Annotated in this window: 11 protein-coding genes; 3 read left to right on the top strand and 8 right to left on the bottom strand. The window is 70.5% G+C overall.

The genetic code is table 11. The features are described 5' to 3' along the window. Positions 1 to 17: 17 nt before the first annotated feature. From IPG72_14585 to IPG72_14570, 4 genes are read right to left on the bottom strand one after another with little or no spacing between them, the layout of a single operon-like run. On the bottom strand, positions 18 to 689 hold the full coding sequence (locus IPG72_14585; protein MBK6770206.1) for a hypothetical protein: 672 nt from the start codon (positions 687 to 689) through the stop codon (positions 18 to 20). Next, the gene (locus IPG72_14580; protein ID MBK6770205.1) at positions 686 to 3,280 is read right to left on the bottom strand and encodes a VWA domain-containing protein; all 2,595 of its coding nucleotides are present in this window, start codon (positions 3,278 to 3,280) and stop codon (positions 686 to 688) included. The genes IPG72_14585 and IPG72_14580 overlap by 4 nt, the downstream gene beginning before the upstream one ends. Beyond that, a complete protein-coding gene (locus IPG72_14575; protein MBK6770204.1) occupies positions 3,277 to 4,374 on the bottom strand; it encodes a VWA domain-containing protein in 1,098 nt (365 codons plus the stop codon). Before IPG72_14575 ends, IPG72_14580 begins: the two co-directional genes overlap by 4 nt. Beyond that, a complete protein-coding gene (locus tag IPG72_14570; protein MBK6770203.1) occupies positions 4,371 to 5,540 on the bottom strand; it encodes a hypothetical protein in 1,170 nt (389 codons plus the stop codon). The genes IPG72_14575 and IPG72_14570 overlap by 4 nt, the downstream gene beginning before the upstream one ends. A gap of 251 nt (positions 5,541 to 5,791) precedes the next feature. On the opposite strand from IPG72_14570, the gene IPG72_14565 reads away from it, so the two are divergent. Next, complete coding sequence (locus IPG72_14565; protein MBK6770202.1) at positions 5,792 to 7,039, top strand: FAD-dependent monooxygenase; 1,248 nt, start codon at positions 5,792 to 5,794, stop codon at positions 7,037 to 7,039. Between the two features lie 3 nt (positions 7,040 to 7,042). After that, positions 7,043 to 9,082 (top strand): hypothetical protein, encoded by a 2,040-nt coding sequence (locus IPG72_14560; GenBank protein ID MBK6770201.1) that lies wholly within the window; start codon positions 7,043 to 7,045, stop codon positions 9,080 to 9,082. A gap of 103 nt (positions 9,083 to 9,185) precedes the next feature. Here IPG72_14560 and IPG72_14555 read toward each other — a convergent pair whose 3' ends face one another. From IPG72_14555 to IPG72_14545, 3 genes are read right to left on the bottom strand one after another with little or no spacing between them, the layout of a single operon-like run. Further along, complete coding sequence (locus IPG72_14555; protein ID MBK6770200.1) at positions 9,186 to 9,734, bottom strand: hypothetical protein; 549 nt, start codon at positions 9,732 to 9,734, stop codon at positions 9,186 to 9,188. A 49-nt stretch (positions 9,735 to 9,783) separates the two neighbouring features. Continuing rightward, positions 9,784 to 11,019 (bottom strand): glycoside hydrolase family 44 protein, encoded by a 1,236-nt coding sequence (locus tag IPG72_14550; GenBank protein MBK6770199.1) that lies wholly within the window; start codon positions 11,017 to 11,019, stop codon positions 9,784 to 9,786. Further along, entirely contained in the window at positions 11,016 to 11,492 is a 477-nt protein-coding gene (locus IPG72_14545) for a DUF559 domain-containing protein (GenBank protein MBK6770198.1), read from the bottom strand. The genes IPG72_14550 and IPG72_14545 overlap by 4 nt, the downstream gene beginning before the upstream one ends. 169 nt (positions 11,493 to 11,661) lie before the next feature. On the opposite strand from IPG72_14545, the gene IPG72_14540 reads away from it, so the two are divergent. After that, complete coding sequence (locus IPG72_14540; GenBank protein MBK6770197.1) at positions 11,662 to 12,327, top strand: hypothetical protein; 666 nt, start codon at positions 11,662 to 11,664, stop codon at positions 12,325 to 12,327. Positions 12,328 to 12,502: 175 nt separating this feature from the next. On the opposite strand, the gene IPG72_14535 is transcribed toward IPG72_14540, so the two are convergent. Further along, positions 12,503 to 14,452, bottom strand: coding sequence for a zinc ribbon domain-containing protein (locus IPG72_14535; GenBank protein ID MBK6770196.1), 1,950 nt, complete (start codon positions 14,450 to 14,452; stop codon positions 12,503 to 12,505). Positions 14,453 to 14,707: the final 255 nt, after the last annotated feature.

Genomic DNA, 14,707 nt, shown 5'->3' with positions numbered 1-14,707 from the left:
CAGCGCAATCCAATCCCCTACTGTGACTTCGGCCCCATCAACGCCGCCCCCACCGCCGCCAGCCGCTGCTCGATCGCCGCGAGCCGTTCCTCGATCGCGCCGCCGTCGCCACCGATCGCCCCGCTCCCTGTGGCCGCACCACCCGCGGCCACCTGCCCCGCCTTCAGCTGTCTCCGCCAGACGAACCGGACGTAGGCGAGCACGAGCGTGATGGCCAGCGCCGCCGTCATCACGAAGAACCGCGCGTACGACGTGCCCGTGGCCACGATCCAGCCGACGCCGTAGATCATCGTGAAGACGCCGCCTAGCAGCAGGCCGTTGCTGATCACGGGCAGCTGTTCGGACCGGATCAGCGAGATCGCCATCGTCAGCGTGGCGAACGCGATCAGGATGATGCTCGTGTTGCGGCCCCAGACCTCGCGTTGGGCCGCCAGCCGATCCTCGACGGTTCGGATCTTCGCCTGGACTTCCGTCAGCCGGTCGCGCTCGGCGTCGGTCAGGGCGGTTGGGTCCTTGAACCGCTGGACGTCCTCCTGCTGCCGGTAGAGCTCCTGGAGCTCCTCCTGGCCCACCGGGTCGGGCGGCGGATAGAACGTGTAGACGCCGACGCCGATGAACGCCATGACCATCAGCCCGAGGAAGATCGAGAAGATGATCTGCAGGCCGAGGTTCTGCTTGGCCGGGCTCATCGGTTGCTCCTTGGTGCGTCGGGTTGGGGCGAGCGCTGCTGCGCCGCCGGTCCGGCGATGACGGCCGTCCGCACGGACACCGGAAGATAAAGCACATTCGGCGCCGGCGGTCGAATTGTCACGCCGCCGACGGACGCGCCTTCCTGGATCTGCTCGAGGTACAGCGTCGGGGGCGGGTTGCCGCCCAGGCCGCTGAACTCGAACTTCAGCCCCGACAGCTCGTCGCCCTCGAACGGCAGCCGCTCGAGCGTCACGTCGATCGGCGTGTCGGCTGCCAGGCCGCCGCCGCCGCCCGCGCCGATGCGCACCGACTTCGTCGCGCGGTCGATCGTGCCGCCCTTGGCCTCGCCGCCGGCCAACATCCAGCGATCGAAGAGCTCCTGCGAATCGAAGACGATCTTGCCGCTGGCGCCCGCCGGCACGTCACCTGACCGCACCCGGACCGCGCCGTAGCCGTGGCCGCGGTTGCGGTTGCCGACGCTCGTGGTGCCCTCGGACGTCGTGCTGCCGCTGGGCGGCGGATCCATGACCTGCACGTTCTTCTGGCAGATGTTGTTGTCGAACGGCACCCAGCCATCGAACCGGATCGGGTCGGTGACGGCCTCGATCCGCGCCAGGAAGCACGTGTGGCCCGCCATCGTCGGCACCCACGGGACGGCGACGACGGCCGACGCGCCGGGCAGGATGCGGGCGATCGTGGCGCGGCCGATCTCGGGCGCCCAGTCGTCCGGCCAGCGCAGGCTCGTGGCGCCGACGGCGTCGTAGACGTGGACGACGACGTTCTCCAGCGGCGCGGTGCCGATGTTGCGGACGCGGACGTAGATCGAGTTCGACTGACCGAGCCGCGGGTTCTGATGCGTCGCGACGCCGTCGGCGTTGTTGCGGACCCAGATGTCCGGGCTGTCCCAGACCGGCTCGCCGCCCGGGTTGGACGGGATCGCGCCGGTGTCGGCCTCGTGGTCCCGGCACACCAGCTCGGGCTGGCCGACGTCGGCCGGGCGGACGCGCACCTGCGGGATCGGGAAGACGACCGAGCCCGGCTGGCCGCGCGAGTCCGTGTAGGTGGCCGTCGCCGAGACGTTCGTCGGCCACAGGCCGGGGGTTGTCGTCAGCTTGACGCGGTACGTCCAGATCATCGTCTCGAGGCCGAGGCGCGGGATGCGCCACGTGAGCGTCCTGCCGTCCGGGCTGACCGTCGGCAGCGGCGCGCCGGTGAACGAGTTCGGGACGAGCGTGACGTTCGGCGACAGCGTGTCCGTGATCGTGACGTCGGTGGCCGGCGAGCTGCCGAGGAGGCCGGAGATCTGCTGGTAGATCGCCGCCAACTGGTCGCTGGTCGGCGCGAAGAAGTAGTCGCTCGGCGACGTCGCCACATCGCGCAGCAGGGCCGGGTCGACGTCGTTGCCGAGGCCGATCGTGAAGACGCGCGCGCCGGCCGCCTTGGCCGCCGCCGCCTCGGCGCGCGGGTCGCCGCCGACGTTCGGGTGGCCGTCGGACAGGAGGATGATCGCCTTGGCGTTGGCGGCGCGGTGCCGCGGGCCGTCCAGCTCGGCGCGGGCGAGGGCCAGGCCTTCCGCCATGTTCGTGCTGCCCGCCGCGCCCACGCCGTCGATGGCGGCGCGGATGCCGCCGGCGTAGGCGCCGAGGACCGCCTTCACGCTGCCCGAGTCCGCGAACGTCACGAGCGCGCTCTGATCGATACCGGGCTCGAGGCGGTCGACGAAGCCTTTGGCGGCCGTCTTGGCGTCGACGATCGGCTGGCCGTCCATGCTGCCCGAGACGTCCAGGACGAGCGCGACGTCGGCCGGTTTGCGCTCGGGCAGGCACGTGCCGTCGTGGCCGCTCAGGCTGAGCGTGACGGTCGCCTCGCCGCCGGGCGGCACCTCGCCGGGGGAGGCCGTCTTGTCGCCCGTCACTCGGCAGGGCGGGCCGGGGTGGCAGATCGTCAGGTTCACGCGGTCGAGTTTGGCACCGACGTGCCAGCCGGGCGTGACCTTGTGGAAGCGGAAGACGAGCGCCACGGTCCGGCCGCGCAGCAGATCGAGATGGGATGGGGCCAGGTTGAAGCCAGGCGGGTCGATGGCGCACTCGAGCGGCAGCAGCGGGTCGAACTCCCAGAGACGAACGAGCTCGGTGCCCATCGTCAGGTCGTAGATCGAGGCACGGAAGAAGTTGCCGCCGGAGATCGGCGGCGGGTTGACGGCCGCCGCGAAGCGCCCGACGTCCTGCACCCAGAAGCTCATGCCGGTGACGTCGGGCGGGACGTCGACGAACTGGTAGAGCCACTCGTCGCTGTTCGCGCCGGGCGGGCCGTAGAACGTCGCCGACCAGAAGCCGTCCAGCGCGCTGTCCGTGTCGATGATCGTGCGGCCCAGCGTCGAGTACTCACCCCAGCTGCGGTGGCCCTTCTCGAAGTCCGGGTTGCGGATCACGTTCGGGCGCAGGCAGGTGAGCGTCACCTCCGGCCGCGTCGGCGGGCAGACGACCGGGGTCGTCGTCGGCGTCGGCGTGGCGGTCGGGTGGCGGGTCGTCGTCGGGGTGACGGTGACGGTGGGCGTTGGGTTGCAGTTCGTCGGGACGCGGATCGTCACGCCCTGGCCGCCGTACACCGCGCCGTCGCCGATCGCCTTGACGGCGAAGCTGTACGTGCCGGGGCGGTGCCGTCCGGCACGCGGATGACGACGTCGAAGCGCACGGACATGCCGCCCGGCGGGACGTCGAGGTCGGTGTAGGCCGGCGGCGTGACGGTCAGCCAGCTTTCGTAGCCGGCCGGCACGGTGCGCAGCTCGAGGCGGGAGATCCGGCGGCTGGCGGCGGTGATCAGGTTCTGGATCGCCGCCGGCAGGGCGGACGCGTCGGCCAGCGGCAGGGCGTCGCCGCCCGTGTTCGTGCGGCGGGCCCACTGCTTCCAGTACTGGACGAGGTTGGCCTGCGACGTGCTGCCGCCGCCGCTGACGACGTACAGCAGCGTCGTCCGGTGCCCGCGCATCTGGTCGAGGACGGCCTGGAAGTCCAGGTCGTCGGCCGTGCCGGGCTGGCCGTCCCGCCCGGGGTCGCGGACGCAGCCGGCCGTGGTGTCGCCGCACCACGTCCCACCCGGGTTCACGAGCGGGCCGACGATGTCGGCGTTAAGGTTGTCGTCGTGCGGGACGTCGTCGCCGAACATCACCACGAAGTGGCGCGTGTCGGCGCGCCAGCCGATCGCACCGTCCGTGCCGGTCTCGTAGAGCGCCCGCGAATAGGCTTCGGGGAAGTCCTTGCCGCCGTCGGCGGCGGTGGCGTTGATCGCGCTCACGACGCCGGTGCGGTTGCTCGTGATCCCCTGTCGGAGCCGATAGGGCCAGTCGGTGGTCTCGCCGTAGGGCGCCACGGGGTAATCGCGCAGGTCGACGACGCCGAACTGGATGTCGGGGATCAGCGTCGCCAGGCTGTTCATGATCGCCAGCGCATTCGCCTTGGCGGACGACAGAACCGGTCCCATGCTGCTCGTCGTGTCGAACGCGAACAGGACGTCGGCCCGTGCGGGCGCGGCGGGGATGCTGATGTTCTTCACCTCGGACACGGACTGGCCCGGGCAGAGCGTCGCCTGGATCGTCGGCGTCGGGGTCGGTTGACGCGTGGGCGTCGGCGTCGTCGGCACGGGCGCGGTGACGGTGCCGCACGTCGGGTCGATGCGGACCGTCACGCGCTTGGTGTCGTGCGTGCAGCCGGGCGCCGCGGGGTCGTAGACGCGGACGACGACGTCGTAGTCGCCGGGGAAGAGGTCGGCTGGAATGGCCAGCGACAGGACGCGCTGTCCAGGCGCCGTGAAGCGCTGCGTGGAGGACGCCCAGATGACATCGCCGCTCCAGAGCGTCGCCTCGGCCTCGATCTCGCGCGATCCGCCGCTGTTCGCGACCTCGACGAACGCGCCGATCGTGCTGCCCGGAGTATAGCACGTGCGGTCGGGGTGATGCGGACGATCGACGCCGTCGGGCTGCAGCCGCCCTCGACGCGCACGACGACGTCGTCCACGAACGCGCCGCCGGCGAAACCGGTGGTGCCGTCGCTGTCGAAGTTGAAGGCGATCCAGACCTGGGCCTCGCCGGCGTAGTCGTCCAGGCTGATGCTGTCCTCGTTCCAGCCGCCCGGGTGCGCGTCGGGGTCATGCGCCCAGTCCCCGGCCCACCATTCGCCGTAGAAGTTCGTGCCGTCCGTCGAGGCCATGGCCCACATCCGGTCCGCCTTGGTGGCGCAGTTCGTCCCCTGGCACTCGCTGTCCAGCCAGAACGCGAACTCGAGCGTGGCCTTGCTGTAGGCGGCGAGGCTGAACGGACCGTAGATCATGTAGCTGTCGAGGTTCTCGGGGTACGTGGCCCCGCAAGCGAGCGAACGCCCGCTGGCCCCTTCGCCGATCGCCCATGCCGAGCGGGCGGTGTGGTGGCCGGTGCAGCGGTTCTTCCAGTAGTACTCGCCATGCTCGGCGCCGTTGTTGTCGAACGTCCGCCACAGCGTGCCGGTGGGCCAGGACGTGTTCTCGAAGTCCTCGGTGATCAGGGCCGTGCTCTGGGCGGGCGCGAGAAGGGCGTCGGGTGCTGCGGCGTCAGGTGAAGCGACGTCGCCGCCGGCGGGGCGACGGACCGTGCTTCCGGTCGGCGCCGTGTTGCCGGACACATGGACGGCGGCCACTTGCCGCTCGCCCATGCCGTGGCCGGTCTCGCGCACGAGCGGTGCGGCTGGTGCGGACGGTGCGAACGCATCGGCGGGTCGGGCCGAGATGCGCGAAGCATCGCCCGTCCATGCGCCGACGGCCAGGGCCGTGGCGGCGAGCGCGGTGAGCAGGGCGGATGCGAAGCGGACGGAATGGGTCATGACTGCCTCCCTCGTTGCGGACCGCGTCACGGCACGGCCGGAACGGGCACGTGCTCGTTCCGGCCGTGCGGCGATCTGATCGCGGCAACGATCAGTTTAGGAGGGGGCGCGATAGGGCACGCCGGCCATGTGGCCAGTCGGGTGGCGGCCAGTTGGGTGGTGTTGCAGGATGCGTGCAGCCGCACCGGCGACGGGACGCCGCAAGCCAACCCTCGATCGATGCACCGCTACCTTGCATTACAATGTAGTGGATGCACGCCACCGCCGACCCCGCTGGCCTCAACCCGCTCGCAGCGTCCCGCCCCCTGACCGCTCTCGTCATCGGAGGCGGCGTCGGCGGCATTGCTGCGGGCATCGCCCTCAGCCGGGCCGGGGCATCCGTCACCGTGCTCGAGCGGGCCGAGGCGTTGCGCTCCGGCGGCGCCGGCCTCTGGCTATGGCCGAATGCCCTGCACGCCCTAGACGCCCTCGGCGTCGGCGACTCGGCGCGCGCGGCGGGTGTCCGCCAGACGTCCAACCGCGTTCGCGACACCCGCGGCCGCACGCTCGTACGCATCCGCGTGCCTGACGCGAACGGCCAGCCGTACGTCAGCCTTTCCATACGCCGCGCCGCGCTCCTGACCGCGCTCGCCGAAGGGCTCCCGCCGGGTGCCCTCCGCTGCGGCGCCCACGTCGTGGGCGTGACCCAGGGCGACACGCCGGGCGACGCTCGGGGCGACACACCGGGCGACGCGGTCGAGCGTGCCACCGTCCAGCTGGCCGATGGCACAGTGCTCACCGCCGACTTCGTCATCGCTGCCGATGGCGTCGGCTCATCGGTACGTCGTTCGTTGTTCGGAACCGGCGGGCAGCGCGACGCCGGCTTCACCGCGTTCCGGGCCATCGTGTCGCTCGATCGGGCGTCCGAGCTGGAGGGCGGCGTGATCTGGGGCCGCGGCGCCCGTTTCGGTGCGCTGGCCGTGGCGCCCGACACGGCCTACTGGTTCGCGGGCTTCGACGCGCCGCTCGAGCTGCTCCCGATCGATCGACTGGCCCACGTCGCGGCGCGCCTTGCGGGCTGGCCCGCACCGGTCGGCACGCTCCTGGCGGCGACGCAGCCGGACGACGTGCGCGTGGACCGCGTCGTCTACTGCACGCCGCCGCCGGCGTGGTCCGTCGGCCGCATCGCGCTCCTGGGCGACGCGGCGCACGCCATGACGCCGAGCCTCGGCCAGGGCGCGTGCCAGGCGCTCGAGGATGCCGTCGCGCTGGGCGAGGTCATCGCGGCTGGCGGGCACGATGTCGTCGCGGCGCTGGCGGCGTACGGGCGGCGGCGACGGCGGCGAGCGGCGGTCGTCGCGGCGCGCTCGATTCGGATGGACCGCCTGGTCCAGATCGAGAATCCAGTTCTCTGTCGACTGCGCGATGCGGCCGTCGCCGCCGCGCCCGAGCTGCTGCGGCGCCGATTTCAGCGGTCGATGTGGGGACTGCCTTTCCCGTCGGACCCGTCTCGGAGGTGAGCGATGCCCGATTGGTCGTACCAGCCGCTCCTGCGCCCGCTCTTGTTTCGCCTGCCGCCCGAGAAGGCGCGCACCGTCACGCTCGATGCGATCGCCGCCCTGGCCGCGCTGCCCGGTGGCCGCGCTGCCATCGACATCCTCGGTCATCTGCGCGCGCCGGAGGGGATCGGACGTATCGCCTTCGGGGGCGCGGTCGCCAGCCCGGTCGGCGTGAGCGCCGGGCTTGACCTGAACGCCGTCGCGCCCGCCGCACTCGGCCGCTTCGGCATCGGCTGGATCGAGGTCGGGCCGGTCGCCCTCATCGCCCAGACACGGTCGGAACCCTTGCGCGACCCGCGGCGCGGCGTCCTCTGCTTCCCGGACGGCCTCCCGGCGGCGGGAGCAGACATCGTTGCCTGGCACCTTGGACAAGCACACCGCCGCCCGCCGCCTGGTGTGCGGCTGGCGGTGCGACTGCGCGCCGCGAGGGGTCTCGAGGCGCGCGCGGGCTGCGACGAACTACTCGCCTTGGCCGCGCGATTCGCGCCGCTGGCCGACGCGCTCGTCCTCGAACCGCCTGAGGCGTTCTTTCGCCTGGGCACGATCCACGCGTGGGCCGATGCGGTCGCGCGATGCGTCGCCGAAGCGGGTCGCGACGCCGTTGTGCTGATCGCGATCCCGCCGGACTTGAGCCCGGACGTCGCCGAACGGCTGGTCGGACTTGGGCTGGACGCCGGTGCGGTCGGTGTCGTCGTCGCCGGCGGCGTGACGGCGGGGGATGATGGGGCGGTGGACGTCGACATCGAAGTCGAGGCACAACGTGGGCGTCGAGCGGCTGACGTCGACGGGCCGTTCAGCCCGGAACGCACGATCGGCGCGCCGGCGCTGGCGGCGACGCTGCGCACCGTGCGGCAACTGCGCGCGCGCTTCGGCACCAGGCCGACGATCGTCGCGGGCGACGGGGCGATCGAGCCGGCGGATGCGCGGGCGCTGCTGGCGGCCGGCGCCGACCTCGTCGGGCTGCATGCCGGGCTGGTGTTCACTGGGCCTGGGTTGCCCAAGCGGATCAACGAGTCACTGCTCGTCGGATCGGATGCGGCGATAGTGTCCGCGGCCAACGACGTGGCCAACCATGTGGCCAAAGGCAGATCCAACGGCCCGCCCTGGTGGATCGCCCACGTGCTCATCGGCCTCGTGATGACCGTGGCCGGGATCACCGTCGGCGGGGTGGCGGTGACGGCCGTGGTTCTCCCGTACGACCTGCGCTGGGTCGGACTCGACCGGACAGCACTGGCGGGGGTCAACCCGCGCCTGCTGGCGTTCATGACCCACGACCGTGTTTCCCTGCCCGGCACGATGGTCTCGCTCGGGCAGCTGTACACGTCGCTGGCGTGGTTCGGCATCCGCCGCGGCGTCCACTGGGCGGAGCGTGCGCTCGGCGCGTCCACCGTGGCCGGCCTGGCGAGCTTCTTCCTGTTCCTGAGCCACGGCTACCTCGACCCGCTGCATGCCGTCCTGTCTGGCGTGATCGCCGTGCTCTACGTCCTCGGCCGGCGCTGGCCGGCGCGGTCACCCGCCGACGTGCCGCTGCCGGATCTGCACAACGACCGGGCGTGGCGGCGCGCCGTCACCGGCCAGCTGTCGCTCGTGATGTTGGCCCTCGGCCTCGTCGGGGCCGGGCTGACGATCGCGTTCCTGGGGGGCTCGCGCGTCTTCGTCGCCACCGATCTGGTGTTCATGGACACCACCGCCGCGCACCTGGCAACCACCCCGCGCCTCCTCCCGCTCATCGCCCATGACCGCGCCGGCCTCGGCGGCGCGCTCGTCGCCGACGGGCTGGCGCTGGCGGGACTGGTGCTGTGGGGCTTTCGCCGCGGTGCGCGGTGGGTGTGGTGGACGATCCTGATCGGCGGGCTGCCGGGCTTCGCCGCCGCGCTCGGCATCCACGTCTCTATCGGCTACCTCGACCTCGGGCACCTGGCGCCGGTTGGCGTGGCGGTGGGGCTGTACACGGTCGGGTTGGTCGCGTGCCGGTCCTACTTGTGCGATCCCCGGGGATGCTGAGAGCGCGTCCGTCCCGCGGTGATGGTAGCTGGGGCGACAGCTGTCGCGGTCAACAGCAGCGTCGGCGAAGCGATCCGCGCGCGACTCGGGGCACGTGCGGCCATCATCGCCGCCCGTACGGCAGGTAGACGTGCGACTGCGTCGCATCACGACGCGTCGCGGTCGGCCCAGGCGAGGACGGCGTCGGCGTCGCGGACGATGTTGCACCTGCCGTCGGCCTGGGCGTCTCCGTCCACTCGGGAATGCCGGGCCACAGCTCGACGGTCGTGATGGACATCGGAGGGAGCGTCACCTGGACGCTCTGCTCGGGGTACCCCCCAGGATAGACATCGTCGTAGCGGTGGATGCGGGCCAAGTCGTTGCCGTCGTACACGAAGCGTCGTCCGCCGCGGCGTGCCGTACCCTTGACCGCGACCGTGATGACTTCTTCGACGGACGTCTTGTTGACAGCGACGAACGTGATCACGTCGTCGATGGCGCGCAGGGCGGCATACAGCGACACGCTGTCGGCGTTCGCAGTGGACAGCGGGGCCACGTGCAAGCCGGTTTCGCCGAACCGCGCCCCAGCCCCGTCGTAGTTCCGGTACGCCCGAAACGCAAACGCACCCGGCTCGTCGGCCTTCATCGGATCCCACAGCGTCGCCAGGTCCACGCCCTCGCGGCCGAAGATGCCGAGGACGTCGGCCTGGGCCAGCGCGCCGTTAAGGTGATCGAGCGCCCCCAGTTGTACTCGCCGATCGCCAGCTTCGTGCCGGGTAGTTCGCCGCGACCCAGTCGCGCATCCGCGGGATCAGCCGGACGGGCTCGTCGATCCAGCTCTCGTCGTGGTACGCCGGGTCCCAGAGCGTGCGGGTCGACCGGAGGCGCCGCGCCTGCGTCGCGGCATCGCCCGCGGGCGCGAGCGCGACGCCGTCGGCTTGCGGGTAGAAGTGGAGGTCGAAGTAGTCGAGCAGGCGGCGGCCCGTCGATCGCTCGGCGTCGCGCAGCTGCGCCAGGTACCACGCGGCGAGCGGCACGTCGCCGTGCGCCCGCCGGTCGGGTGCACGGTTCCACCAGTCGCCGCCGCCTTCGGTATCCCGCGCGGACCAGAAGTAGCCCGTCCAGCCCCACTCCGCCGGCCCGAGCGTCTTGGCTGACGGGTCGGCGTCCTTGACGGCCGCCGCGTAGGCCAGCGAGCGGTCGCGCAGGCCGTCGTAGTCCAGGCCGCGCGGGAAGACGTCGCGGTGCGTCTCGTGCCAGAGCATCGGCTCGTTGTCGAGGTTGTAGTACCGCACGCCGCCCTGCGACGCTGGGCCGAACGTGTCGACGAGGTGGGTCACCCAGCGCCGGACGAACGCCGGGTTGACAACCGTGTTCGCGTCCGACGGATCGTTGCCGGTGATCGCCGTACCGTCCCGGCGGCGCCCGTTGCCGCAGTCCGGCCACCACGGGTCGATGCGCTCCTGCGGGCCGTGCTTGGCGACACTGAACGAGCAGAAGCGACCGCCCGCCTTGGCCGTCCAGCCGATGAGCGGCACGGTGAGCACGGTGTCCATGCCGGCGGCACGGCCCTCCGCGACGAAGCGGTCGGCGGCCGAGCCGTCCGGCAGGCGCGCGCGGTCGTCGTTGTCCTCCGGCAGCGTCTCGAAGAACCAGTCGCTGCCGCGGTTGCCGGTGTCGGCCTCCCAGTTGTAGCGCGTGGTGGCGTTGCCGCCCCAGCGGCGGACGGTCAGGCCGAGCTCGCGGGCGAGGGCGGGGTCGGCGAAGTTCAGGCCGTAGATGTCGGGGGGGATGGGGTGGCGGTCGGCGGTGGGGTCGATGGTGAAGGAGGGGGGGGCGAGGGGTGCGGCGTCGCTCGGGTGGGTGGGAACAGCTAGAACGCAGAGGACGATTGCGGCAATCGCACGAGGGACGGGACTTGCCGGTTGGGTGGGCGACCGGCGGCCTAAGGCCCTCACCCCCCGACCCCCTCCCGAACCCCACCGCACCTTTGGTGCGGCGGGGACCCCGTAGAACCGTCTGGGGGAGTGGGAGGATGCTTGGCGGGGGGGAGAGGTGCACGCTTGTTGCAGGCGGAGGCGATGGTTGCGATGACGACCTCGGGGTGATCGAAGACGTCGCGGTTGGCGAAGCGGATTACGTGATAGCCGTGGATGGCCAAGTGGGCTGTTCGGTCCTCGTCATAGCCCGCTTGTTGCATGTGGACGTCGCCGTCGAGCGCGACGACCAATCGCAGTTGAGGACAGCAGAAGTCCAGAACGAAGCGACCGACCGGGTGCTGGCGGCGCCATCCGTAACCGCCGAACGGCGATGTTCGGAGCGTCTGCCAAAGCACGCGCTCGGCGGGCGTTGGCTGGCGACGCATCGTGCGCGCGCTCGCCTCCACAACGGGCAGCGTCCCCCGAATCCGACTCCTCGACGGACCAGTCATCAAGTCCTCCAAAGGAACTCTCGAACGCCCCCAAGCGTATTCCATGCCGACACCCTCGCCAAGCATCCTCCCCCTCCCCAGACTTGGGGGAGGGGGTCGGGGGGAGAGGGCCTTAGGCCGCCGGTCGCGTGACCTCGCACGGACACGCCCCACCTGCTAACAGTGCGATATGATCCACCCGTCGCTTTCACCCCAATCCATGGAGCCAACCGAAATGCGAACACCCGTCGTGCGTGACCTGTTCTTGAAGTTCATGGGACTTACGTTCATTGCCTGGCTACTTGCCGGAGTCTGGCAGTTGTTGCCGGTCACTGTATCGATCTGGGATGCAGTGAAGACAATGCAATCGACAGGAGCGACGGGCACAGGGTTCCAAGGACGGGAGATCGCGATCCTGGCCATGGGCGCCGGCCTCCCTTGGATCATCTACGGCCCCCTCATCTGGCTCTTCCTCTTCCGCACCGACGCCGTCGCCCGCAAGCTCTGGCCCAAGGACCGCACGGTCGGTGTCGCGCCACTGGCCGGCGATGGTCAACTCACGGTCGGCGTCGTCGTCCTCCTGTTCGGCCTCTACCTGCTCATCCCCGGCCTGGCGGAACTGCTCGCCGCGACCGGCATCGTCCTCGAATCCCAAGACCTGGCATCGCGCGCCTTCACCATGGGCTGGACCACCTTCTTCCCTGCGCTGTCGAAGGTCATCGTCGGCGCCGCCTGCATCCGCTGGCCGCACCGCATCGAGACGTTCATCGTTCAGAGCTGGCAACCCAAGCCCGCGCTCGCCCTCGCCCTCGACAACGATGATCTCGACGACCCTGAGGTGAACGCGACGTCCTAAGTCGCCTCCAGCGCCTCCCCCCCCGCCAAGCATCCTCCCCCTCCCCCAGACTGGTCGACGGGGTCCCCACCGCGCCTGTGGCGCGGGGGGGTTCGGGAGGGGGTCGGGGGGTGAGGGCCTTAGGCCGCCCGTCTCCCCTCCCCGCCGCGACAGTTCAGTGGCCGCCCCACTGACGTCAATGCGATTTGGGCCGTCCAGGCAGCGGCACGCCGCACGCGCCACAGAACCGGGCTTTGGGGCCGAGCACGCTCCCGCAGGCGGGACAAGTGCGCACGGTGGGTTGTTTGATGGGCTGCTTCGTCCGCTTGCGTTGGCGCCCGCGCAACATCCAGAGCAGCATAAAGAGCACCCCCAGGCCGATGGCGATGCTCGAGGTCCACTCGGGCCAAGCGCCGTCCAAGCCCGACGCGTCGGAACCTGCCAGCTCGTAAGGCTGGTCCGATTCAAGCGGCTGGCTAGGTTCGATCGGCGCGCCCTCGACGTCGACGGAATCAGCAGCGGGGGGCGCGTCGAGGCTCGCCAGCCACGCATCTGCCTGCGCTGCGCGGTCGGCATCGGTTTCCATCAGCTCGGGTCGGAGGTCCTCGCCGATAGATGCCGTCATTCGGACCGGGACGCTGACGCCCTCCGGATCGGTCTGCGAAGTGACCACCGCCGGGTCCCCCTCGCGAGTGGTCAGCTGCATGCGGCCATCGGCATCGAATTCCACCGCCACGGCAGATTGCAGCACCACGTACACAGCTTCGTATCCGAGGCCCCAGCTGATCCAGCCCATCGCTTCGCGGGCACCTGCGATGACCTTGTAGGGCGCATACGCCCAGCTCACCACGGCCTCGACCCGATTTTCAGCGGCCCAGTAGACAAATCTGCGGGCGGAAGAGCCAAAACCGGATGCGTCGCCCGAACTGCCGATCGTCAGGGCCGCCCGACAGACTGACCCGTTGACGCCGAATTTGCCTCGCAAGCCGTCGAAGAAGCGCACTTTCACCCAGATGCGCCCGGGCTCGCCCGCCGGCAGACCATCCTGGCTCCTGTCGGCGACCAGCCCGCACGCATTCACGGTGATCCGGTCGGTGACCTGCAGGAAATCGTCGGTGACGAGGCTGCGGCCGGGGGTCGCACCGCTCGCCCCAATTCCGGCAGAACCGAGGCGCTGCAGTATGACGCGCTCTTCCTTGACCAACGTGCGCGGACCGTCGGTTGCTCCCGGATCGTCGACGTAGCTGGACAGCGGCGCTTCCGCCGGGCGGGGCAACGGACGAAGGGTCAGCCGATGGACTTGCGTCGGCGGTTCATAGGTGATCGCCTCGACCACGCCGATAGCATCGAGATTCGCGCTGACCTGCTCCTGGGCCACCGTACGTTCGGGCAGGCTACCGACCGAGGCGCGCGCGGCGAACAGCACGGGCACGCTGATCCTGCCGCCAGGACGCAGGGCTCCCGCCTGGGTCAACGCCCCGAAATCCAGGAAGAACTCGATCGCTACGTGCCCATCGATGTCGGATGACAGCACGATCGGTTGGCTAGGATCGGCCAAAGTCTGGACGCTACGGCCTTGCGCGTCGCTGGTCTGGCAATTCAGACACTGCTCGGTCTGAAAGTAGGAAGCGAGGCGCTGTTCGTTGCCGCTTAGTCGCAAGGCGGCCACCTCGACCCGCGTGTTGGGGGCCGGGCGATACTGTGACACGGCGCCGGGATCGGCGCCGAAGTCCGGTTTGACGAGCTGCTCGAGTTGCGCGCTGAAGCGTAAGGGACGGCGCGAGTCGGGCGCCGTCACGCGCATCCGGTACGAATCGTCGGCCGTCATCGTCGGCGAGGAGGGCTGCCCGGGGAAGCCGTGGACAAGCCGCCCCGGAGCGAAATACGATGCGAAGTCGGCATCGCGCTGCGCCCGCGAACCGTCGTCCTGCTGACGGCTACCGTAGTTGAGTCGGTCGCTGCTGAAGAGCCAGCGGCCGGTGTCGCCGAACATGAGCATGTAAATCGCGTACCCGACGACCTCGGTCAGATGGCCGTTGCAGTCATCCAGCGTTGCCGTCGTCGTCGACAACAAGAACACCCAGGCGGAACGCGCGACTTGTGGCTGGCTCGGATCATGGGCTTTGATGATCTCCGTCTCGGTCATCGCCGACTTGCGCCTTTCGGGTCCCAGTAGGCAGGCATCCATGCACTGGCGACCGCGGCAGACCAACCGTTCCATCCCTTCGAGGCCGGCACAGGGGGTGTCGCAAGCGGGGGATTCGTAGGTTTGGTCCTCTACCAAGCGATTGCGCGCCGCAACGATCTCATCGTCGCTCGGCAGGCGCGGCCAGCTGTCCTCGGCGTAAGCCGGTGGCGCGCCAAGAAGCAGAGCCAAGCAAACGCCCAGCGCCGGCACCCA

It is taken from the genome of Candidatus Avedoeria danica (genome assembly GCA_016703025.1).
GTDB classification, from domain to species: Bacteria; Chloroflexota; Anaerolineae; order Epilineales; family Epilineaceae; genus Avedoeria; species Avedoeria danica.
Note: the sequence above shows the minus strand (reverse complement) of the source record. Positions and strands in the feature narration are given on the sequence as shown.